This window comes from Niveispirillum fermenti (assembly GCF_048066175.1).
Lineage (GTDB): Bacteria > Pseudomonadota > Alphaproteobacteria > Azospirillales > Azospirillaceae > Niveispirillum > Niveispirillum fermenti.
In genome coordinates this window covers 155362-176188 of the sequence record NZ_JBLTXA010000009.1, presented here as the reverse complement: position 1 = coordinate 176188, position 20827 = coordinate 155362, and the positions used below count along the sequence as shown (strand labels likewise).

Here is a 20827-nt window from a genome sequence, read left to right as displayed (position 1 = left end):
TGTATCCACAGGCCTGACGGCACCGGCGACCAGGCATTCCGCTCAACAGAGTATCGCATACCATTGCCCTCACAAGGATAAGGTCACCTTATGGTGTGGGTGGACATTGCCGCGCCGGCGTCCACGTGCCGCCCCGCAGCAGTTCGGTGGGCGCATTTGCGACCTCAGCGATGAAATGGGCGTAGAATCGGGCCGCGCGTTCCAACCCTTCAGGCGGCACAGCGTAAAGATCATCGCCGGTCGTGTGATAGACGGCCCCGGATGCAATCATTTGCGTCTGGGGAATTTCGGGGCGCTGTGCGAACGCCTTCAATTCTCCGGGAAGCGGCCTGTCGATGATCCTTTGGGCATCCAGCCCGAAACATTCTATCCCCTGCCGCCAAAGATCGATGAGGTAGGGAGCGCCGTTGTTGATGGCGATCTGCTTGGGCAGATCGCCGGATGCGGCAATGACCCTGCGCCCGAAATTATCATCCTGCTGATCGACATAGGATCGCATCGTCGCTGTCTGGGCCGGATGTTCGATATTCAGGATAAGGTCCGCCTGCGCCACATGGCCGGCATCATGCCGGGCACGAAACGCGGCAAGCCCGCTGGCGCCGGGGCTGTGGTGACCGGCACTGGCCACGAAGACCAGGGTCCGGTCCAGTTGCGGTGCCTGGGCGAAATGCCTGGCCAGGGCCAGCATGATCGCAACGCCGGACGCATTGTCATCGGCGCCACCGAACCAGCCGTCGATATGGGCGTCGATGATGACGGTGCGGGCGGTCTTGCCCGGCAATGTCGCCACGACGTTGGACACCTGTGTGTTGAGTGTTTCCGAACGGGCCGACAGGCGGGCGTTGACGGTCCGCCCCGCGCGGGCGGCTTCACCCAGAAGGTTCAGCAGAAAAAAACCATCCTCTCCGCCCACCGTGAAACACAGACCGCGCCCGCAGCCATGGCGGTCGCGGTCGAAGCTTTTCAGGTTTCCGGCCTGGACCAGGATTTCAACCACGCCGACCGCACCGGCCCTGATGGCCGCTTCCGTGCGGCGGGCCGGGATGGGGGCGTAAAGGCTGGGGGCCGGGAATGCCAGGATCACCGCGATTTTCCCATGGAGATCGCGGCCGGCCAGATCGGCATCCATGCCCATGCCGGCATAGACCATTGGCGCCGTGACCGTCCCATTGACGGGGCCGACCCCCTGCACCATGGCCGATTGCAGCACGATATCACGGCTTTCGGGCCCCATTTCCGTACTGCCGATCAACCGGACTTCCCCCGCGACAGGCAGGTTGACATCGGTGATATGGAAAGGCTCCAGCCGCGTGTCGGCATAGGTGGCGGCGCGTAACTGCGCGGCGACCCAGTTCGCGGTCTTCTCATAGGCCGGTCGGCCCGTGACGCGCCCCCACAGATAGTCGCCGGCAGCCCGGCTTTCATGGGAAAAGCCGACAATGGCGGCCATATCGGCATGAAGGGCCGCTCCCTTGAAAAGGGGGCTCATCGGGCCGGACACGAACAGGGCAGGGCGGGCCGGCAGGTCCGTTCGGATCGTCTCGAACACGCCCGTCACCGGGTCGGTTTCCGGTCCCGGCGGCCGCAGGCCGAACCAGGCGGGCGTGCCGGACCGTGCCGGTTCGGGCCCGTCCAGGATGCTGCGGGTCGCCGGTGGCGCCTCATGCCCGGCGGCCGGCCCCTGTGCCGGGGCCGCGGCCATGAGGAACAGCGCGGCGACATATCGCCATGTACGTCTTTGCAAAAGCCCATTGGCATCGAACATCGAAGGGCGCCCCTCTCCTGTCTTCCCTGCGATCCGGGCCATGGCCGGCCCCGTCACCCGCACGGTTGCGAAGGGGGAGTATAGGGGAGGGGAGGCTTGACAGCCATTTCATTTATTCACAATCTAATTAATGTATGGTCCAACCACCCGGCCCGCGACGGAGGATTTCCCGCAGTGATCAATCGACGGAAATTTGCGGCCGCCATGGCTGCGATGTCGGGCGTGCCCGCCCTTGCCCAGGTCGCGGAGCCAGGTGCCGGGAAAGCCGCGGGAACGGCCCGGACCATCACGCTGCAATCCGCGCACGTGCCGGGTGATGTCGCCGTCCGACTCTATACGCCGCCCGGTTACGGCCAGGGCCAGGCCCTTCCCTTGATGCTGTTCCTGCATGGCGGCAATGGCAGTGAAAAGGATCTGCTTGCCTTCACGCCGGCGATCGACGCGGCCATCCATGCCGGCATGATCCCGCCGCTGGTCATCGCCACGCCAAGCGCCCGCCGATCCCTGTACATGGATTTCAGGGACGGATCGGAGCGCTGGGAAACCTTCATCATGTCGGAACTGCTGCCCCATCTGCGCGCCAGCCTGTCCGTTTCGGCCGAGCGGCGGCACAGTTTCATCGGCGGCATCTCGATGGGCGGGCTGGGAAGCCTGCGGCTGGCCTTCAAGCATCCCGACAGTTTCGCCGCCGTGGCCGCGCTGGAGCCCGCGATCGAACCCGTTCTGTCCTGGGCGGATGTCGGGCCGAACGTCAAATTCTGGCGGCCGGACAGGGTGGTCCAGCCGATATTCGGGTCACCGGTCGATCTGGATTACTGGGCCGCCAACAACCCCGCCACCATTGCCAGCAATGATCCGGGACGGCTGGTCAATCTGCCCATCTATCTCGATGTCGGCGATCAGGACATGCTGTACCTGCATCAGGGGGTGGAGTTCCTGCACCGTATCCTTTTCGATGCCGGTGTTGGACACGAATACCGGCTGGTCCGTGGCGCCGACCATGTCGGACCCTCGCTGGTTCCGCGCGTTCTGGATGCGCTGGGTTTCATCGGCCGCCAGATACGCCCGCCGGATTGGATCGATGACAATGTCCGGAAGGTGCGGGCGTCATTCGATGAGGTGAAACGGGCCATGGGGATGGCGGTGGCGGAACCGGATCCCAGGCGAATCCGGGGCCTGTGACGGGCCCCATGAACAAGGGCGCCGTATGCGCGCAGCCATTGATGATCCGCGATGCCGATGCGGCGGGCCAGGGGGCAGTTGCCACCGTACCAGCTCCCAGCGAGTTGCTCTCACCGGGATCTGGCATTCCTGGCGGCACCATCGCCTGAGCTGGTCCGCCTGCCGGCCGAGGTCCGGCTTTCTGGAGCGAGCGGCAGCGCGGCTGGATCATTGACGATCCGGTGACGGGGGAAAGGTTCTCCGCGACAAAGCGATACCGCATGACCATTGAGGCGGCGGAAATCGCTGACCGGGCCGGGTTCCACGGCATCAATATCGGCGAGCATCACGGCATCGATTACACATTCTCCGCCCCGCCGGTGCTGCTCATGGACGCGCTATCCGCACCTTCGTCCTGCGGTGCCCAATGGTCGCGATCCCATAATTGCACAATCAGGAAGCCAGCTTGCCGTTCGTCACGGACCATTCTCCGGCTTGTCTGGAAGTGTGGAAGAGCGTCCTCAGGTCAATTCCACACTGTCGCCGCTGCAGGTTCCCGCAGGAGATAGGAAACAGGGCGGGAACCGCCTTGTCCCGGCGTTGTTACCCGCATGACCTAACCGGGGAGGGACCTTTGCCAGACAAGCCCATCATCCTCATCACCGGTGCAGCCGGTAATATCGGCCGTTCCCTGGCCGCAGCTCTTCGGGACCGTTATCTGGTGGTAGGGCTGGATAGGGCCGGCCGCGACACCGGCTATCCCGTGATCGAGGCCGATCTGACCGACGGCGAAAGTGTTGCCGGTGCGCTGGACCGGATCGGCGCGCATTATGGCCGCCGTTTCGCCAGCGTCGTGCATCTGGCGGCCTTCTTCGATTTCAGCGGCGAGGACAAGCCGGAATACAAGGCGGTCAATGTCGATGGCAGCCGCAATCTCATGCAGGCGCTGCAGGCATTCGAGGTGGAGCAGTTCGTCTATTCCGGCACGATGCTGGTGCATGAACCCGGCCGTCCGGGGGAGCGCATCGACGAGAGCCGGCCGATCGACCCCGGCTGGGCCTATCCGAAATCCAAGGCGGAGGCGGAACAGGCCATCCGTGAGACACGCGGGCGGATACCGACCGTCTTCCTGCATCTGGCCGGGCTTTATGACGAACGCACATCGGTGCCGACCTTCGCCAACCAGATCGCCCGCATCTATGAGCGCGATTTCCAGAGCCACCTCTATTCCGGCGACACCGATGCCGGTCAGGCGATGGTGCATCGCGAGGATATGATCGATGCCTTCGTCCGGGCGATCGACCGGCGCGGACAATTGCCCGACGAGACGGTGATCCTGGTCGGGGAGCCCGATGCCATCGGCTATGACGATCTTCAGGACCGTCTCGGCTGCCTGATCCATGGCGAGGCGGACTGGGCCACTCTGCGTGTGCCGTCCGCCGTGGCCGGCATCGGTGCGTGGGTCCAGGATAAGGCGGAACCGCTGGTGCCCGACGCCATAGACGGGGGTGAGCGCCCCTTCATCCAGCCCTTCATGACGCGGATGGCCAGCGACCATTACGCGCTGGATATCACCCGGGCGCGGGAACTTCTGGGCTGGACGCCCCGGCATCGGCTGGCCGACGAACTGCCGGCCATCATCGCCACCCTGAAGCAGGACCCGGCCGCCTGGTACAAGGCCAACCGCATCCCGGCGCCGGATTTCGTGACCGAGGCGGAGCAGGTCGGCCATGATCCGGAGGTGCTGCGGGCCAGCCATGAGGATTGGTACCGCGCCGCCCATGCCGACAATCGCTGGGCGCATTTCGTCAATATCGCACTCGGCCTCTGGATCCTGGTGCAGCCGGTGATCGTGGAGGTCCGGGAGCCGGCCCTGTTCTGGTCGGAGATCGCGCTGGGTGCAGCACTGGTGCTGTTCGCGACGCTGTCACTGTCCTGGCGGATGGCCTGGGCGCGCTGGGCGTCGGCGGCGGTCGCGGCGGGGATCATGGCAGTGCCGTTCCTGTTCTGGACGAGCAATCCCGCCGCCTTCCTGTCCGACACGCTGGTCGGTGCCTTTGCCTTCGGCCTGGCGGTGGGGACGCGGCCGGAACCCGGCCCGTCCATGGTGGCCGCGATGACGGGGCCGGACATCCCGCCGGGCTGGAGCTACAACCCGTCCGGCTGGGCGCAGAGGCTGCCCATCATCCTGTTCGCGCTGATCGGCCTGCTGGTCGCCCGTTACCTGTCGGCCTACCAGCTTGGGCAGGTGAGCGGGGTGTGGGATCCGTTCTTCCCCGGCCTTCCCGGTGAACCGGCCAAGAACGGTACGGAGGCGGTGATCACGTCAGCCGTGTCCGAAGCCTTTCCCATCCCCGACGCCGCACTGGGCGGCTATACCTACGCGCTGGAGATCGTGACCGGCATCGTCGGGTCACGGGCACGCTGGCGGACCATGCCGTGGCTGGTGTTCCTGTTCGGGCTGATGATCGCGCCCTTGGGCGTGGTCTCGATCCTGTTCGTCATCATCCAGCCCATCATCATCGGTACCTGGGCGACGCTGACCCTGATCGGTGCCGCCGCGATGCTGATCCAGATCCCCTATTCGCTGGACGAGCTGCTGGCCACGGTCCAGTTCATACGACGCAGGGCCAAGGCCGGCCGGCCCTGGCTGCGCGTCTTCCTGTTCGGGGATACGGATGATGGCGACCGGGAAGCGCGGCAGGACGAATTCGACCGGCCGGTGGGCGCTGTGATGCGGGACATGTGGTCGGGCGGCGTCAACCTGCCCTGGAACCTCGCCCTTGCCGGCATTCTGGCAACGTCGCTGCTGTTCACGCGGCTGACATTCGGGGCCAGTGGGGCCATGGCGGATGCCGACCATGTCATCGGCTTTTTGGCCTTGACGGTGATATCGCTGGCGACGGCGGAGGTTGCCCGGACGCTACGCTATTGCCTGATACCGCTGGGAGCGGCCGCGATGGCGGCCCCCTTCCTGTTCGGGGCGGACATGGCGCACAGCGTGGCAAATGTGATCATCGGCCTGTCGCTGATCGCGCTTTCCATCCGGCGGGGAGCCGTGAAAGGGCACTATGGTGGCTGGGACCGGTATGTCATTTGAGCGGGCAGGGAGGGGCATCCCCGTGAAAGCCGATATGCGCATCGGCATTTGCGGCTGACGTGAAATGCTCAGGGGCCTTGTTCGAATGCGGTCCGGCCTTTTCCGCCTCCATATCGTCCACGGGCGTCGTGAACCTGCTTGAGCGCGACAGCGACCGGTTTGCGGTCCTTGCAGGACGCAAATGCCATGCTGTGGCGCGGGAGACCGACGGATATGACCCAGCCGGGCACGGAATTCCTGATAGTCCCCCCCGCTCGGCGTCGGAAGTGGCGTCCGGTCGAAATTTTTTCCCGGAGCGGCGTAACCTTTTTCCCGCCAGCGCGAATGACAGGATACGGGACGGCGAGGATTGCCGGTCCGGGTGGGGCCGATACCGGTGCCCATGATCATGCCCTGTCGAGGAACCACATCCATGAATACACGCATTTCCGCCCTGACCCTCGGTGCTGCCATCGCCGGTGCCCTGTCCCTGGCCGCCATCGCCGCTCCGGCCCATGCCGCCGAGGGGGAGAAGGTCCATTGCTATGGTGTGGCCAAGGCCGGCGAGAACGATTGCGCAAACAAGGCCGCCGGTCATTCCTGTGCCACCCAGTCGACGGTCGATTACAGCGGCCAGGACTTCAAGGCCATGACCAAGGAAGCCTGCGTGGCTGCAAAGGGCAGCCTGACCGCCTTCGAGGGCCCCAATCCCGCCCTGGCCACGCAGAAGTAAGGTTACCCGCATGCGTCCCCCGGCCAACGCCCGTTCCCATGCGTCCCCCCGCGCCACCGGTGTCGGGCTGCGGCATGCGCATGTGCCGGATTTCCTGGCGGCGGTCCAGCCGGTGGGATGGCTGGAGGTGCATGCGGAGAATTACCTGATCGCGGGCGGGCCGCGCCTGGCGCAACTGGAGCGGCTGCGCCGGGACTACCCCGTCTCCTTCCATTCGGTGGCCTTGTCCCTGGGGGCCGCCGATGGGGTGGACGGGGTGCATCTGGCCCGCCTGCGCACCCTTTACGACCGGTTCGAGCCGGCGCTCATCTCCGATCATCTGGCCTGGACGGGACTGGTGGGGGCCCCCGTGCCCGACCTGCTGCCCCTGCCGCTGACGGAAGAAACGCTGGCGATCGTGTCACGCAACGTGGAGCGGGTGCAGGATATGCTGGGCCGGCGGCTGCTGGTGGAAAATCCTTCCCTCTATCTGCGTTTCCAGATGGACCAGATGGATGAGGGGGAATTCCTGGCCGCCCTTGCGGCCCGCACGGGTTGCGGCCTGCTGCTGGACCTGAACAACCTTCATGTCAGCGCCCACAACCGGGGCGGGGATGCGGTGCAATTGCTGTCCCGTTTCCCGGTCGATGCCGTGGGAGAGATCCATCTGGCCGGTCATGCCAGGGTGGAAATCGATGGGGTGACCTTGTTGATCGATGATCATGGCAGCGCCGTGCCCCAGCCGGTCTGGACATTATACGACATGGCCGTGCGCCGCTTCGGCCCATGCCCCACGCTGGTGGAATGGGATACCGGCCTGCCAGCCTTGCCCCTGTTGCTGGCCCAGGCCGCCAGGGCTGATGACATCCGGGAGGCGGCGTCATGCTGATGGCGATGCAGCGATCCATGCTGGCCGCCTGCTACGGCGACCCCGGCGGTTTCGCGCAGACCTTGACCTATCTGGCGCCGGCCCGTGTGCCGGTGGACAAGGCGCTTTATATTCACACGGCCACGGTGACGGCGGCGCTGACCGGGCTGCTGGCCCAGGCCTATCCCAGTCTGGCGGACAGGCTGGGCCCGGAAGGGTTTGCCGATGCCGCCCGTGCCCATCTGCGGACCCACCCGCCGGCCCAGGCCGTGCTGGCCCTGTATGGCGAGGGGTTCGGGAAGGACCTGCCGGGCGAACTGCCGCTGCTGGCGGCTTTGGACTGGGCGGCGCATGCAGCCTATTTCGCAGCCGATGCCGATTGCATGCGGCCTGGAACCCTGGCGGGCATCAGCCCGGACAAGCTGGTTGATCTGCGTCTGTCGCTGGTGCCGTCGGTCCGGCTGATCGGGGGCGGGGTGGCGGTGCTGTCGGCTTGGCGCGCGGGGCGGCAGGATATCCAGCCCGTGGCATCACCCGTGCCTTTGGCGGGGCCGGAGGCGGCGGCGCTGGTCTGGCGCGGGCCCGATCTGCTGGTGGCGGTCACGCTGCTGCCACCCGATGCCGTCACCTTTGTCCGTATGGTGTCGGGTGGTGCTCCCCTGCTGGAGGCGGCCGGCGCTCTGGCCGCCCCCGACCAGTTTCCCCCTCTTCTGGCGCTGCTGATCGGCCATGGGCTGATCGCCGCCGCAACCGGTGAGTTGACGTGATGATCCGCCCGCTGCTGCACTTCCTGACCGATCCCGGTCCCACGGCCCGCGCGGCCCCGCCCTTGAAATGGGGGGTGGCGGCCCTGCTGCTCCTGGGGCGGTGGTGGCTGGCCTGGCCCTTCATCACGGCCGGCTGGCACCGCCTGTTCACCTGGGACAGCCAGGCCTTCCTGTTCACCGATATCCATCCGGTGCCCCTGCTGCCAGCGGCTGTCGCGGCCCCCCTGACCACGGGGGCGGAGATCGCGTTGGGCCTGTCGCTGTTGCTGGGGCTGGGGGGCCGGGTGGGGGCGGCGGGGCTGGCCGTGATGGCGGCGGTCCTGTTCCTGGTCATCGGCCGCACGCCGCAGGGCATGGAAAGCGGTATCGCCATTGCCGAAGAACAGATTCCGTGGATCATGGCGGGAACAGCCCTGTTCCTGTCCGGTCCCGGATCGATGTCGCTGGATGCCGCCCTGCGGGGTTTCTGGCGGCGACGCTTTCCCGCCATTCCCCAGACCATGAGGTGACGCATGCGCCTTTATCATCACTCGGGCCTGTTGCTGGCCTTTTGCCTTGCCGCTGTCCTGCCGGTGGCGGCACAGCAGGGGGGCGCCCCCGCCCTGAGCGCTGCCGAGAAGGCACAGAAGCAGGTGGCGAACGAGGAGGCGGAGCGCCTCTGCAAGACGGTCAAGGACCCGGACAAATTCAATGAATGCCTCGATCTTTATTTCCTGGATGCCGGGAAATTCAAGGCTTTCCTTGAGGCCAACGGTGTTTCCAGGCCTGACAAGCCGGGCAAGTGATGCCTTCATGCCGGCCGGGAGCGCCATGAAGACGGTGCATCATGAGGACCGGAACCTGGGCCTGTTGCTCGCGGCGGCGCAGGAAGGGGATCGCGCTGCCTATGCTTCCTTTCTGCATGCCGCCGTCCCTCTGATCCATGCCGTGGGGTGCCGGAAACTGGCACGTCGGGCCGATCTGGAGGATTTCGTGCAGGATACGCTGCTGGCTGTCCATCAGGCGATGCCCACCTATCAGCCAGGCCGGCCTGTCGGACCCTGGCTGGGAACCATCGCCCGCAACCGGCTGGCGGATGCGCTGCGCCACCTTTACCGCCGCCGCACCGTAGAGGCGGATTATGATGAAGGTGTGGCGGATAATGTCGCGCAGCCGGAGATGGAAGCCGCCCCCGTCCTGGCCCTGGGGCCGCTACTGTCGCAATTGCCGGAGCGCCAGCGCCAGGCTATCGACATGCTTAAGGTCAAAGGCATGAGTTTGAAGGACGCCTCAGCCGCCAGCGGCATCAGCATCGGGGCGTTGAAGGTGGCTGTCCATCGCGGTGTCGCGGGCTTGCGGCAATTATTGGGGAAGGATCCGGACCATGGCTGACCTGGGCCATCTGATCGATCGATTGAGCGCAGAGGCGAGACCGGTCAATCGCCTGCCTCCACCCGTGCTGCGGCTGGCGCGCTGGGCTCTGCTGTCCATCGCGCTGATGCTGCTGGCCACCACCTGGCATGGTATCCGCGGTGATCTTGCCGCCGTGGTGGTCAATCCGCTCTGGCTGGCCGAGCAGGCGCTGGCCCTGGCGGCGGCCCTGTTGGCCGGCTTTGCCGCGATATCCTTCTCGGTGCCGGGACGGCGGCGGTGGGAAAGGTTGGTCTGGCTGCCGGTCATCCTCTTCTGGATGCTGGTTTTATGGGAAAGTGGCCGGCCGCAGATGGCGGTGCAGGAGATGCCGGAACTGGTGCATCTGTTCTGTCCTTATTGTTTCCCCCTGATCAGCGTCGGTTCCGCCTTGTTCCTGGCGGCCGACATGCGTCGGGCGGCGCCGGTGGCGCCTGTGCGCATGATGGGTCTGCTGCTGGTGGCCGGGGGCAGCATGGCCCTGTTCGGGGAGCGGCTGATCCATGACGATCTGGACGCTCCGCTGCTGATCGCGGTGCAGGTACTGGCCATCCTGCTCCTGGGGGTTCTGCTGGCGCCGCTGGGCCGGGTGCTGTTCCGGTGGCGACGGCGCCGCTGAAATCCGCATGCTTTCCGCCTTGTTCCCCGCCCGCCCCTGGGTGCCGGGCGGGGGCCGGCACCGGGCGGCACACCGGGCGGCAATGGCTCACGAAACCAGGGCTTCGCTTTTCAGCCACAGCGTCTTCGCCGTTTCCGCGTCGATTGCGTAGTCGCGCACGCCCTTGCGCACGCCATCGCCGTGCGCCAGCGGGGCGACATTGCAATCCTCGCAATAGCGCCCGCCGATGCTCTCCCCATCCGCGACCACAGCCGCCCAGACGGAAGTGGCGGCTGCCTGCGGGATGCTCTTCAGCTTGAAGGCGGGGGCACCGGTTTCGGCCTTGGCGACGGCGTTGATGCGGGCGACCAGGGCGTCCATATCCTCTTGTGACACGCTGCGCTTCAGGCCGGTTTCGGCACCGCCGGGATGCACGGATGCAGCGCGGATGCCGCGATCCTTCCAGCGCCGGTCCAGTTCGACAGCGAACAGGGCGTTTGCCGTTTTCGACCGGCCATAGGCGATCCAGGCATCGTAATCCGTGCGCTCAAAGTTGGGGTCATCCAGGTCGACATCGGAGAAGCGATGGGCCGCCGATGACAGGACCACCACCCGGCCGCCATCCTTGATGACGGGGGCCAGCCGGTTGATGAAGGCGAAATGGCCCAGATGGTTGGTGCCGAACTGCATCTCGAACCCGTCGGCCGTGCGGCCGAACGGGGTGGCCATGATGGCGGCGTTGGCGATCACGGCATCGAAGGGGCGGCCGTCGGCGACCAGGGCATCCGATGCCGCGCGCACACTGGCCAGCGAGGCGAGGTCGAGCGTGATCAGCGAGAACCGGCCGCCGCCGGTCGCCGCCGCTGCCCGGACATCGGCGCTGGCCTGTTCGGCGCGGCCAAGGTCACGCACGGCGCCCACCACCGCCGCCCCATGCGCCACCAGGGCACGGGCGGTTTCCAGGCCAAGTCCGGAAGAGGTGCCGGTGACCAGGATACGCTTGCCTGAAAGTGTCAGACCGGCCAGCACATCATCGGTTGTGGTCGTGACATCGAATTGGGTCATTGACGTTTCCTTATGGCTTGGGGATGTTGTCTCCCTGTCCCCGCCATGATAGCGGGACCCCGCCCCGGCCGGCTGCCCAATCCTGGCGATCGCTTGCCTGATCCTGTCAAACGGTGAAAGAAGAAAGACCATGGACGAGGTGCCGGACCTGATCGGGGCCATGCGGGAAAGGGTCGCGCGGCATGCGACCTCCCCCCGCACCGAAACGCCGGTTCCCCGGCTGACATTGAGCGTGCTGACCCGTCCCGGCAGCGGTGTGGCCACGATGCTGACGCCCGTCACCTGCCTGATCCTGCGCGGACGCAAGCAGGTGACGGTGGGGGAGACGATGCTGGAATATGACGGCGCCCGCTTTTTCGTGGCCTCACTGGACCTGCCGGCCACGGGCCGGGTGCTGGATGCCAGTCCGGAGGCGCCGTATCTTGCCCTGGGGCTGGAACTGGACCGTGCGGTGCTGGCCGATCTGATCGCCGGCCTGCCGCCAGGATTGGTGGGTAATACGCTGGCGACGGGCGATCAGCCCTGTTTCGGGACAGGTGCCGTCACGCCCGACCTGCTGGAGGCCTGGGCCCGGCTCTTGTCCCTGCTGGACCAGCCGGAAGATATTCCGGCCCTGGCGGCGGCCCGCGAACGGGAAATCCTTTACCGCCTCTTACGCGGGCCGCTGGGCGGGCACCTGTGCCAGATCGCGCTGGGCGACAGCCGTCTGGCCCGCATCCGCCGGGTGATCGACTGGATCGGCAGCCATTACGAGGAAACGCTGCGCACCGGCATGCTGGCCGACATCGCGGGCATGAGCGTCGCCTCCTTCCACCGGCATTTCCGGGCGGCGACGGCCATGACCCCGCTGCAATATCAGAAGACCATGCGCCTGCACATGGCCCGCCGCCTGCTGGCGTCCGGCATGGAGGCGGGGGAGGCGGCCTATTCCGTCGGCTATGAAAGTGCTTCGCAGTTCAGCCGCGAATATAGCCGCGCCTTCGGGATGCCGCCGTCACGCGACGTTGAAAGGCTGGTGGGGTAAGGGTGCCCCGATCTCCCTTACCGCACGCCCCTGATGAAGGCCACGCAGAGCGTGCCCAGGGTGATGAACCCGATCCCCATGGGGAACAGTACGCCATAGGTCCCCGCGACGCTGACCATGGCGCCGGCCAGCCCGACGCCCAGGGTCTGCGACAGGGTCGTCGTCATGTTGATGATACCAAGGTCCTTTCCCGCATCATCCTGCGACGGCAGCACCTTGGTGATCAGCACATAATCGACCGACCCGAAGCCGCCGAAGCCGGCGCCGATCAGGAAGGAATAGATGACCATGCCCAGGAAGGTGGGGAAGGCGATGGGCACCAGGATGGCTCCCACCATCACGGCGGCACAGATATAGATCAGCGGCCGCGTCACCCCCAGCCGGTCGCTGAGCCAGCCGGCCAGCGGCGTGCCGATGGCGGCTCCCACCATGCCGGCCAGGCCCATGGCCGGCACATTCTTCACGGCGTCCGCGCCCAGCCCGACATAGTCCTGCAGGATGTAGAGCAGATAGACCTTCAGGGGGAAAAAGCCCGTCAGCATCAGGAACCGGCCCAGGAAGGTCCAGCCGAAGGCCGGGTATTTCACGGGATTGACCCAGAAGGTGGAAAGCAGCCTGGACAGGCTGAAAGGTGTTTTCGGCTCCCCGAGATTGGACCGCCGGTTCACGACCACGAAGGTGATGATGGACAGCAGCAGAAGCACGCTGATGACGGCGTAACCCAGCAGCATCTGTTCTGCGAAGGCGGCGCCGAACACCTGCCCGAACAGCACCCCCACCAGATGCGAAAGCCCGATGGCGGCAGAGAAGATGCCGCGCCGGGCCACCGGTACCCGTTCGGGGATATAGACGGTGATGGGTGTGAAGATCAGGTTGGTGCTGACCTGGATCAGCAGCCAATAGATGGCCAGTTCCGTGATGGTTCCGGCCTGGGCCAGCAGCAGGGCCAGCACGATGGTTGCCCCCGCCCCGCCCAGCATCCAGGGCCCCCGCCCGCCGATCCGGCTGCGGGTCCGGTCGCTGAGCGCGCCGGCGACGGGGGCCGTGAACAGTGCGCCGATGGCCCCGATGCCGATGACGAAGGCCAGACCACCGGCGGCCCCATCGGGATCGATCTGCTGCACCTGCAGGGCCAGGAAGACCGATTGCAGGGCCGTCCAGAACAGGAACAGTGAAACCGCGGCAAGCCCAAGCGTGGTCAGCAGGCCGACCAGCCGCAATTCACGCAGGCTTGGTGCTGTCGCCCCCTGGGTGGGGCTACCGGTGCCGGTGGCGGTCTCTTGGCGGGCAACGGACATGGGCACTCCTTGGGCGCGGCGGCAAGGGATCGGGTGTTTGGGGGGCGGACCGGGGCGCCCCCTATCGTCCGTATCGCTCCAGCAGGTTGAACAGGGTCCGGGCTGGCTGTTCGGATGGCAGGTCGTTGATGAACCAGCCCTCATATTCCCCGGCGATGGAGCCCTTGAACCCGTGATCGGCCAGCATGCCGAGCAGTTCCTTGTAGGGGGTGTTCGGCTCCTCGCCAGCCGCGTCGAACATGTGTGCCTTGGCGTGGCAATGCACCGTGTATTTCAGCAGCGGTTCGAAGGTGGAAAGCGGGTTGGTCTGGATCTGCCCCGGCGCGTTCGGCCCCTGCCAGCAGGAGAAGTCGGGCACCAGCCGGAACCAGGGCGAGTCCACGGTTTCCAGCGCTTCCTGATAATAGGCGGGCGGATGCGGGGCGTGTAGTTCCACGCCCCAGATGACGCCGTATTTCTCCAGCGCCGGCAACACGGCGTTGACGAAATCGATCAGTTCGCCCACCGGTTCGGCATTGAAGGCGGGGCGCATGACCCTGGCGCCCAGATATGCCGTCAGGGCGATCATCCGTTTGGCATTATGGATCAGTTCTTCCCAGGTCTGGGGCCGGTCGCTGCGGATATTCTTGCCGAAATAGCAGCTGAAGCAGAAAATCTCCATATCCAGCGAGGCCACCAGTTCCCGGATGGCGGTCAGGTCGTCCAGACTGGGGTTGGGCCAGCCGGGGATATGCTGTTCTGCGATGATCTCCACGCCGTCGCAGCCGATCTCGGCGGCTTTGCGGATAGCGTCGAAGACATTCATCTTGCCGGCATGGATGTCGGCACCGAAGGTGTAAAGGCTGAGGCCGAGTTTCATTTCAACGCATCTCCAGTTCGCCGGTCAGCCGGTAGGGCAGCGTGTCGTTGGGGAAGCCGTAGCTGAAGGTCGTTCGCATATCGATATCGACACCGACCTGATTGCTGGCGGTGACGATGTCGGCCAGTGCCGCGTCGGTCAGCAGCACCTCCGCCACTTCGCCCATGCCCCACCAGATTTCGTGCAGATATTTGGCATGGGCGGCCGGGACCTTTTGCCCGCGCAGGGCGATGAAGGTATCCGGTTCCGGCACCACATGGCCGTTCACGCTGATCTTGATGAACGACACGGTGGACAGATAAGTACCCGTGTACCAGGGGTTGCGGATCAGCAGGCGCCAGCCGTCGGGCGTCCTTTCAATCGCGTTATCGGCGAACAGGTCGCGCTGGCCCACGCGGGAAAAGACGACGATCCCCTGTTTGGCCCTGTCGGCCTGGTTCCGGTTCGTCCGTTGCAACTCGTTGCTCATCGAGCGTGTCTCCTCGGCATGATCTGCGGTTCTCCAATCTGCGCGACGCACGGCACGGGCGGCGCTGGAGATAGGGGAAATCAGGGGGAACCGGCGGAAGGCGCGGATCGGCCGCCGCTTCCGGTGGAAACGGCGTCGCTTGCAACCATGTGGATGATGAACAGGCACCGCCCCGCTGACCAGAGGCGATGCATGCCCTGGTGTGTTTTTCGGGAGTGGGTTCGTCTCATCGCCGCCGGGCAGCCATCCCGTGCGTTCGCTTCATCCTCTGAGTATCAGGCTTTCCACTGGCATGCAAGCGCTCTGATGACAGGCGCACACGTTTTTGACCCGTTTCCTGTTCTTGACAATAACCGGCAGGAATGGCCAGAATCTGCGGAAATCCGTTGGTCGGTGATGGTGTGGCCCTGACTTCGGCGCGCGGTGCGCGCATTCCTTCCCTTCATGGTCCGGCGGGTGAGGCGCCAGGCTTTCAGGGGTCCGGTACTGAAATTGCGGCAATCTAGAATTCTTGCATTCTAGCTTTGGCCCCTGTATGGGTATTCCTGCCGATGCGCGATACAGGCTGTGGGCCTGATGAGGGATGGGGCAGGCCCTGGTGGGCCGGTCCGGCGATCGCGCAGAAGCCTGCTTCCAGACAAAGAGCGACATCGGGCCCTTCCATGGCCGGCACGGACGGTGCGCCGAAACCCCAGTGAAAACAGGAGATGTGATGCGGCGGTTACGCATGGGCTTGATCGGCGGCGGGGCGGGTGCCTTCATCGGCCCGGTTCACCGCATCGCCGCCGAACTGGACCGGGAGATCGAACTGGTGGCTGGTGCCTTCAGCAGCGATCCTGCCCGGTCGCGTCAGGCGGGCGACATCTATCGCATCGACCCCAAACGGGCCTATCCCGACGTGGCGACGATGCTGGCGACGGAGGCGGGCCGCGATGACGGGATCGACTTCGTCACCATCGCATCGCCCAACCATCACCATTTCACGGCGTCGCGCATGGCGTTGCGCGCTGGCGTGGCCGTGATGTGCGACAAGCCGGCCACGGCCACCCTGGCAGAGGCCAAGGAACTGGCCGCCATCATCGCCCGTAGCCGCCGGCCCTATGGCCTGACCTACACCTATTCCGGCTATCCGCTGGTGCGCGAGGCGCGGGCGCGGGTGGCGGCAGGGGCACTGGGGATTGTGCGGAAGGTCTTGGTGGAATATCCGCAGGGCTGGCTGGCCGGTGCCGCCGAAGGCAAGCAGGCGCTGTGGCGCACGGATCCGGCCCAGGCGGGTGAAGGCGGGGCCATCGCCGATATCGGGGTGCATGCCTTTCATCTGGCGGAATTCGTGACGGGACTGCGTGTCACGCAATTGCTGGCCGATCTTGCCGCGGTTGTGCCGGGCCGCGTGCTGGACGATGATTGCCAGGTGCTGCTGCGCTTCAACAATGGTGCGCGGGGCGTGCTGCTGGCCTCCCAGATCATGGTGGGGGAGCGCAACGGTTTGCGCCTGCGTGTCTATGGCGACAAGGCGGGCCTGGACTGGTCGCAGGAACAGCCGAATATTCTGACCTGGCGCCATGGCGACGGGCGGACGGAGATCATTCAGGCGGCCGATGCCGGCCTGGGACCCGATGCGCGCTGGGCCACCCGCACGCCCGGCGGCCATCCGGAGGGCTATCTGGAGGCCTTTGCCAATCTTTACCGCGACTTCGCCCGGCAGTTGCGGGGGGAGGAGGGCAGCTTGCTGCCCGGCATCGATGACGGGCTGCGCGGCATGGCCTTCATCCATCTGGCTGTCACTGCCAGCCGGGCCGGGGCCGGCTGGGTCGAATTCGAGGTGTGAGAGATGCGCACGATCAAGGGACCCGCCATCTTCCTGGCACAGTTCACGGGCGACAAGGCGCCCTTCAACACGCTGGATGCCATCGCCGGCTGGGCAGCCGGGTTGGGCTACAGGGGTGTGCAGATCCCCAGTTGGGATATCCGCCTGTTCGACCTGGAAAAGGCGGCGGGCAGCAAGGATTATTGCGACGAGGTAACGGGTACGCTGGCCCGCCACGGGCTGGTGCTGACGGAACTGTCCACGCACCTGCAGGGGCAGCTGGTGGCGGTGCATCCCGCCTATGACGCTCAGTTCGATGCCTTCGCCCCGCCGGCCGTGCGCGGCAATCCCACGGCGCGGCAGGAATGGGCGGTCGGGCAGATGCGACTGGCGGCCCGCGCCAGCCGCAATCTGGGCCTGATCGCGCACGCCACCTTCTCCGGCGCGCTGGCCTGGCCCTATCTTTATCCCTGGCCGCAGCGGCCGACAGGTCTGGTGGAGGATGCGTTCGCCGAACTGGCCCGCCGCTGGCGGCCGATCCTGGATGCGTTCGACGATGCCGGTGTTGACCTTGCCTATGAGATCCATCCCGGCGAGGATCTGCATGACGGCGTGACGTTCGAGCGGTTCCTGGCGGCGGTGGATAACCATCCGCGCGCCAATATCCTCTATGATCCCAGCCATTTCGTGTTGCAGCAGCTCGATTACCTGGCCTTCCTGGATATCTACCGGGCGCGCATAAAATGCTTTCATGTCAAGGATGCGGAGTTCCGGCCGGATGGCCGGTCCGGCGTCTATGGCGGCTATCAATCCTGGGTCGACCGGCCGGGGCGGTTCCGGTCGCTGGGTGACGGGCAGGTCGATTTCGCGCGCATCTTCGCCAAGATGGCGCAGTATGATTTCACCGGCTGGGCCGTGCTGGAATGGGAATGCGCGTTGAAGCATCCCGAACAAGGGGCGGCCGAGGGCGCGCCTTTCATCGACCGGCACATCATCCGCGTCACCGAACATGCTTTCGACGATTTCGCCGCCGCCGCCGGCGATCGGGCCCTGAACGCGCGGGTCATGGGTATCAAAGCTGCTGTCGATTGACCGGAAAGCGTTCCGGCGGCCCCGAACATGAAGAACTGAAAAGCGAGAGCGTGTTTCCGGTCAGCGGAAACACGCTCCAATGGATCGGAAAAACCGAAGAATGGCTGATTTCGACTATATCGTCGTGGGGGCGGGTTCATCCGGCTGTGTGGTGGCGCGGCGGCTCAGCGATGATCCGGCCAGCCGTGTGCTGCTGGTGGAAGCCGGCGGCACGAACCAGAGCGTCTTCATCAAGATGGCCGCCGGTTTCGCCAGGATCATGGGCAATCCGGACTATTACTGGTCCTTTCCCGTGGTGCCGCAGCCCGGCCGCCGGCCGGAACGGCACAGCTATGGCCGTGGTCTCGGCGGCTCGTCGGCTGTCAACGGCACCTGGTATCTGCGTGGTCAGCCGCGTGATTTCGATGCCTGGCGCGACCGGGGGCTGCCATCCTGGGGTTGGAACGCCATCCAGGAATCCTATCGCCGGATCGAGGATTACCGGGCCCCCGGCGCGGACCGGTCACGCGGGTTCGACGGGCCGCAGCAGATAACCCAGGCCACATACCGGGGACAGGTGTTCGACGCCATCGTCGGTGCCTGCCAGGAAATGGGCATTCCCTGGACGGAAGATATCTGCACACCTTCGGTGGAAGGGGTGGGGCGCACACAATATACCGTGAACCGCCGGGGGCAGCGTGCATCGGCCTATGAATCCTTCCTGGCGCCCGTGCGCAACCGCCCCAACCTGTCCATCGTCACCGATTGCCTGGTGAAGCGGGTGGTGGTCCAAGGGGGGCGTGCCATTGCCATCGAATGCGAGCGGGGCGGCGAAATCCTGCGCCATACGGCGGGGCGCGATATTGTGCTGTCGGCCGGTGTCTACCGCTCACCCCAGCTTCTGATGCTGTCGGGCATCGGGCCGGGGGCGCATCTGGCGCAGCAGGGCGTTCCGGTCCTGCACGATTTGCCGGCGGTGGGGGCGAACTGGAGCGACCATCAGAAGATGGGCATCTCCTACGATCTGCGAAACCACCCTGGCCTGAACCGCGAATTCCGCGGTTGGCGGCTGCCGCGCAATGCTCTGCGCTATTCCCTGACGGGCACGGGGCCGCTGGCGCGGGTCGGCATGCCGGTCACGGCCCTGGTGTCAGGGGAAGGAGCGCCCGCCGACTGGCCCGACATGCAGCTTGCGGCCTCTCCCTTCGCCATGCGCACCGTCAAGGAAATGGCCGCCAATCCCGGCAGCCCGATCTCCGACAAGCCGGGCATCACCTTCGCCGGCTTCCACCTGCGGCCCAAGGGGCGCGGCACGGTGCGACTGGCCAGCGCCGATTACCGTGACGCCCCCATCGTCGATCCCCGCTTCTGGCAGGAGGAGGAGGATCAGCGCAAGGCGCTGGAACTGTTCGGCCTGCTGCGCCGGATGGCGGGGGCCAAGGCACTGGCGCGATTTGTCGGGGAGGAGCGGCAGCCCGGCCCCGCCTGTCAAAGCGGGGCGGAGATCATCACCGAGTTGCGCGGCATGACCGATCCGGGCCTGCATGGGACAGGCACATGCTCCATGGGCGTCGATCCCGACACATCTGTGGTGGATGATGCCTGCCGCGTGCATGGGGTCGGGGGCTTGCGGGTGGTGGATTGTTCCATCATGCCCATGCCCGTATCGGGCAACACCAACGGTCCGGCCATGGCCATTGGCCAGCGGGCGGCGGAACTGATCCTGCGGCGGGGGTGACGGGAAAACGGCCTGCGATGATCGCGGGCCGTGCAGACCTGCATCGTCCATCTCCTGCGCCACAGCATGGAATTCGCGTCATGGAAGGACCGCAAGCCGGTCGCTGCTGCGCTCAAGCAGGTTTACGACGCTTTGGAGGACAAGGCCGCCTAAGCGGCGCGGGCGGTGTTCGAGGAAGACCCTTGGGGCCAGCAATATGAGGCCATCGGCAAGGCTTGGCGCCGGCACTGGTAGGAAGTCATCTCCTTCTTTTCCTTTCATCGTATGATTAGGTACATGCTATATAAAAATAAATGCCTTCGGGGCCCTGAATTCAAAGCTCCGCCGTTCCATGGGACATGATGATTTTTCTGTTCGGCGAAAAGATCACAAAGCCGATAAACACCTGATTTCAGAACACCTAGCCGAGCGCGGAATTCCTGATACTCCCAAGAAGCCGGTTGACTCGTCTCCATCAACTATGACAATGGCGGACACTACAAATCAGTGAGATGAAATCATGCCTGTGCCGGATGAGCAACCTGACCTTGCACTGGTTGAAGGTTATCTAACTAGAAAGGGTATCATTGCCAGCCGCTTCCCCCTTTCTGCAACACAGAAAGGAAAGACACCGGATTTCCGGGTGATGCGGGACAATCAGCTGATCGCATATTGCGAAGTGAAATCGCCCAATGATCCATGGTTGGACACGCTGTTGGAGGAAGCGTCACCCGGCACCATTGTCGGTGGCCTGCGGAATGATCCAATCTTTAATCGGCTGGCTCGACTCTTGATGAAGTCAGCCGAGCAGTTCGAGGCCGTCAACCCGGGACGTAGCGCTTTCAACATCCTCGCCTATGTTAACCATGACGTTGCATGTGGTTTCGCCGACCTGCGTGAAACGGTGACGGGTTATTTCTATGCCGAAGGCGGTGGAAGATACGCGACCATGGTTCATCTAGCCGAGGGTCGCCTGCGCGAGCCAAAGCGAAAGATAGATGCTATTCTGTGGTTTGAAGCTAAAGAACAGCGGATGGTGGCCGCGATGGTCAACTATGACGACCCGATCCGGGAACAGCAGGTTCGTACATTGCTGAACCTACCAAGGAAATAACCAGGCGGCTATCGCCATCAGGTATACTTACTTTGGCAATGTGGCCCACCGATAAAGAGAGATT

Annotated in this window: 19 protein-coding genes and 1 pseudogene; 15 read left to right on the top strand and 5 right to left on the bottom strand. The window is 65.1% G+C overall.

From position 1 onward, the window contains the following. Positions 1-88 precede the first annotated feature (88 nt). A complete protein-coding gene (locus ACM9LZ_RS12000; protein ID WP_416619704.1) occupies positions 89-1765 on the bottom strand; it encodes a M28 family peptidase in 1677 nt (558 codons plus the stop codon). A 204-nt stretch (positions 1766-1969) separates the two neighbouring features. Here ACM9LZ_RS12000 and ACM9LZ_RS11995 point away from each other — a divergent pair, with 204 nt between their 5' ends. The 9 genes from ACM9LZ_RS11995 (at position 1970) to ACM9LZ_RS11955 (ending at position 10360) form a co-directional block, all read left to right on the top strand. After that, positions 1970-2947: an alpha/beta hydrolase gene (locus tag ACM9LZ_RS11995; protein ID WP_416619703.1), complete on the top strand. Its 978-nt coding sequence runs from the start codon at positions 1970-1972 to the stop codon at positions 2945-2947. Between the two features lie 613 nt (positions 2948-3560). Further along, positions 3561-6026 (top strand): NAD-dependent epimerase/dehydratase family protein, encoded by a 2466-nt coding sequence (locus ACM9LZ_RS11990; protein WP_416619702.1) that lies wholly within the window; start codon positions 3561-3563, stop codon positions 6024-6026. A 412-nt stretch (positions 6027-6438) separates the two neighbouring features. Beyond that, the gene (locus ACM9LZ_RS11985) at positions 6439-6738 is read left to right on the top strand and encodes a BufA1 family periplasmic bufferin-type metallophore (protein ID WP_416619701.1); all 300 of its coding nucleotides are present in this window, start codon (positions 6439-6441) and stop codon (positions 6736-6738) included. A 10-nt stretch (positions 6739-6748) separates the two neighbouring features. Beyond that, positions 6749-7606 (top strand): MNIO family bufferin maturase, encoded by an 858-nt coding sequence (gene bufB, locus ACM9LZ_RS11980; RefSeq protein WP_416619700.1) that lies wholly within the window; start codon positions 6749-6751, stop codon positions 7604-7606. Further along, positions 7600-8352, top strand: a complete 753-nt coding sequence (locus ACM9LZ_RS11975; protein ID WP_416619699.1) for an HvfC/BufC family peptide modification chaperone — start codon at positions 7600-7602, stop codon at positions 8350-8352. The genes bufB and ACM9LZ_RS11975 overlap by 7 nt, the downstream gene beginning before the upstream one ends. Then, positions 8352-8861 (top strand): DoxX family protein, encoded by a 510-nt coding sequence (locus ACM9LZ_RS11970; protein ID WP_416619698.1) that lies wholly within the window; start codon positions 8352-8354, stop codon positions 8859-8861. The genes ACM9LZ_RS11975 and ACM9LZ_RS11970 overlap by 1 nt, the downstream gene beginning before the upstream one ends. Before the next feature lie 3 nt (positions 8862-8864). Further along, the gene (locus tag ACM9LZ_RS11965) at positions 8865-9137 is read left to right on the top strand and encodes a hypothetical protein (protein WP_416619697.1); all 273 of its coding nucleotides are present in this window, start codon (positions 8865-8867) and stop codon (positions 9135-9137) included. 25 nt (positions 9138-9162) lie between these two features. Next, positions 9163-9723 carry a sigma-70 family RNA polymerase sigma factor gene (locus ACM9LZ_RS11960; protein ID WP_416619696.1) on the top strand — a complete coding sequence of 187 codons (561 nt, stop codon included), beginning with the start codon at positions 9163-9165 and terminating at the stop codon, positions 9721-9723. Next, complete coding sequence (locus ACM9LZ_RS11955) at positions 9716-10360, top strand: NrsF family protein (RefSeq protein ID WP_416619695.1); 645 nt, start codon at positions 9716-9718, stop codon at positions 10358-10360. The genes ACM9LZ_RS11960 and ACM9LZ_RS11955 overlap by 8 nt, the downstream gene beginning before the upstream one ends. An 87-nt stretch (positions 10361-10447) precedes the next feature. On the opposite strand, the gene ACM9LZ_RS11950 is transcribed toward ACM9LZ_RS11955, so the two are convergent. Continuing rightward, positions 10448-11404: an SDR family NAD(P)-dependent oxidoreductase gene (locus tag ACM9LZ_RS11950; protein WP_416619694.1), complete on the bottom strand. Its 957-nt coding sequence runs from the start codon at positions 11402-11404 to the stop codon at positions 10448-10450. Positions 11405-11534: 130 nt separating this feature from the next. Between ACM9LZ_RS11950 and ACM9LZ_RS11945 the strand changes: the two genes are divergently transcribed. Beyond that, positions 11535-12428: an AraC family transcriptional regulator gene (locus ACM9LZ_RS11945; RefSeq protein ID WP_416619693.1), complete on the top strand. Its 894-nt coding sequence runs from the start codon at positions 11535-11537 to the stop codon at positions 12426-12428. Positions 12429-12445: 17 nt separating this feature from the next. Here ACM9LZ_RS11945 and ACM9LZ_RS11940 read toward each other — a convergent pair whose 3' ends face one another. The 3 genes from ACM9LZ_RS11940 to ACM9LZ_RS11930 all read right to left on the bottom strand — a co-directional run bounded on the left by ACM9LZ_RS11940 (position 12446) and on the right by ACM9LZ_RS11930 (position 15054). After that, a complete protein-coding gene (locus ACM9LZ_RS11940; protein ID WP_416619692.1) occupies positions 12446-13726 on the bottom strand; it encodes an MFS transporter in 1281 nt (426 codons plus the stop codon). A 61-nt stretch (positions 13727-13787) separates the two neighbouring features. After that, complete coding sequence (locus ACM9LZ_RS11935; RefSeq protein ID WP_416619691.1) at positions 13788-14585, bottom strand: sugar phosphate isomerase/epimerase family protein; 798 nt, start codon at positions 14583-14585, stop codon at positions 13788-13790. Between the two features lies 1 nt (position 14586). Then, a complete protein-coding gene (locus ACM9LZ_RS11930; protein WP_416619690.1) occupies positions 14587-15054 on the bottom strand; it encodes a C-glycoside deglycosidase beta subunit domain-containing protein in 468 nt (155 codons plus the stop codon). Between the two features lie 712 nt (positions 15055-15766). Here ACM9LZ_RS11930 and ACM9LZ_RS11925 point away from each other — a divergent pair. From ACM9LZ_RS11925 to ACM9LZ_RS11905, 5 genes and pseudogenes are all read left to right on the top strand, one after another. Further along, positions 15767-16882 (top strand): Gfo/Idh/MocA family protein, encoded by a 1116-nt coding sequence (locus ACM9LZ_RS11925; protein WP_416619689.1) that lies wholly within the window; start codon positions 15767-15769, stop codon positions 16880-16882. Between the two features lie 3 nt (positions 16883-16885). After that, complete coding sequence (locus ACM9LZ_RS11920) at positions 16886-17953, top strand: sugar phosphate isomerase/epimerase family protein (protein ID WP_416619688.1); 1068 nt, start codon at positions 16886-16888, stop codon at positions 17951-17953. Positions 17954-18053: 100 nt separating this feature from the next. Then, a complete protein-coding gene (locus ACM9LZ_RS11915; RefSeq protein WP_416619687.1) occupies positions 18054-19670 on the top strand; it encodes a GMC family oxidoreductase in 1617 nt (538 codons plus the stop codon). A gap of 30 nt (positions 19671-19700) precedes the next feature. Next, a pseudogene (locus ACM9LZ_RS11910) lies at positions 19701-20004 on the top strand (transposase); the annotation flags it as partial. A 165-nt stretch (positions 20005-20169) separates the two neighbouring features. Continuing rightward, positions 20170-20763 (top strand): hypothetical protein, encoded by a 594-nt coding sequence (locus tag ACM9LZ_RS11905; protein WP_416619686.1) that lies wholly within the window; start codon positions 20170-20172, stop codon positions 20761-20763. Positions 20764-20827: the final 64 nt, after the last annotated feature.

Excerpts from the sequence above, each read along its gene's own strand:
- ACM9LZ_RS12000 (WP_416619704.1), bottom strand. The coding sequence starts at position 1,765 with ATGTTCGATGCCAATGGGCTTTTGCAAAGACGTACATGGCGATATGTC.
- ACM9LZ_RS11995 (WP_416619703.1), top strand. The coding sequence starts at position 1,970 with ATGGCTGCGATGTCGGGCGTGCCCGCCCTTGCCCAGGTCGCGGAGCCA.
- ACM9LZ_RS11985 (WP_416619701.1), top strand. The coding sequence starts at position 6,439 with ATGAATACACGCATTTCCGCCCTGACCCTCGGTGCTGCCATCGCCGGT.
- bufB (WP_416619700.1), top strand. The coding sequence starts at position 6,749 with ATGCGTCCCCCGGCCAACGCCCGTTCCCATGCGTCCCCCCGCGCCACC.
- ACM9LZ_RS11975 (WP_416619699.1), top strand. The coding sequence starts at position 7,600 with ATGCTGATGGCGATGCAGCGATCCATGCTGGCCGCCTGCTACGGCGAC.
- ACM9LZ_RS11970 (WP_416619698.1), top strand. The coding sequence starts at position 8,352 with ATGATCCGCCCGCTGCTGCACTTCCTGACCGATCCCGGTCCCACGGCC.
- ACM9LZ_RS11965 (WP_416619697.1), top strand. The coding sequence starts at position 8,865 with ATGCGCCTTTATCATCACTCGGGCCTGTTGCTGGCCTTTTGCCTTGCC.
- ACM9LZ_RS11960 (WP_416619696.1), top strand. The coding sequence starts at position 9,163 with ATGAAGACGGTGCATCATGAGGACCGGAACCTGGGCCTGTTGCTCGCG.
- ACM9LZ_RS11955 (WP_416619695.1), top strand. The coding sequence starts at position 9,716 with ATGGCTGACCTGGGCCATCTGATCGATCGATTGAGCGCAGAGGCGAGA.
- ACM9LZ_RS11950 (WP_416619694.1), bottom strand. The coding sequence starts at position 11,404 with ATGACCCAATTCGATGTCACGACCACAACCGATGATGTGCTGGCCGGT.
- ACM9LZ_RS11945 (WP_416619693.1), top strand. The coding sequence starts at position 11,535 with ATGGACGAGGTGCCGGACCTGATCGGGGCCATGCGGGAAAGGGTCGCG.
- ACM9LZ_RS11940 (WP_416619692.1), bottom strand. The coding sequence starts at position 13,726 with ATGTCCGTTGCCCGCCAAGAGACCGCCACCGGCACCGGTAGCCCCACC.
- ACM9LZ_RS11935 (WP_416619691.1), bottom strand. The coding sequence starts at position 14,585 with ATGAAACTCGGCCTCAGCCTTTACACCTTCGGTGCCGACATCCATGCC.
- ACM9LZ_RS11930 (WP_416619690.1), bottom strand. The coding sequence starts at position 15,054 with ATGAGCAACGAGTTGCAACGGACGAACCGGAACCAGGCCGACAGGGCC.
- ACM9LZ_RS11925 (WP_416619689.1), top strand. The coding sequence starts at position 15,767 with ATGCGGCGGTTACGCATGGGCTTGATCGGCGGCGGGGCGGGTGCCTTC.
- ACM9LZ_RS11920 (WP_416619688.1), top strand. The coding sequence starts at position 16,886 with ATGCGCACGATCAAGGGACCCGCCATCTTCCTGGCACAGTTCACGGGC.
- ACM9LZ_RS11915 (WP_416619687.1), top strand. The coding sequence starts at position 18,054 with ATGGCTGATTTCGACTATATCGTCGTGGGGGCGGGTTCATCCGGCTGT.
- ACM9LZ_RS11905 (WP_416619686.1), top strand. The coding sequence starts at position 20,170 with ATGCCTGTGCCGGATGAGCAACCTGACCTTGCACTGGTTGAAGGTTAT.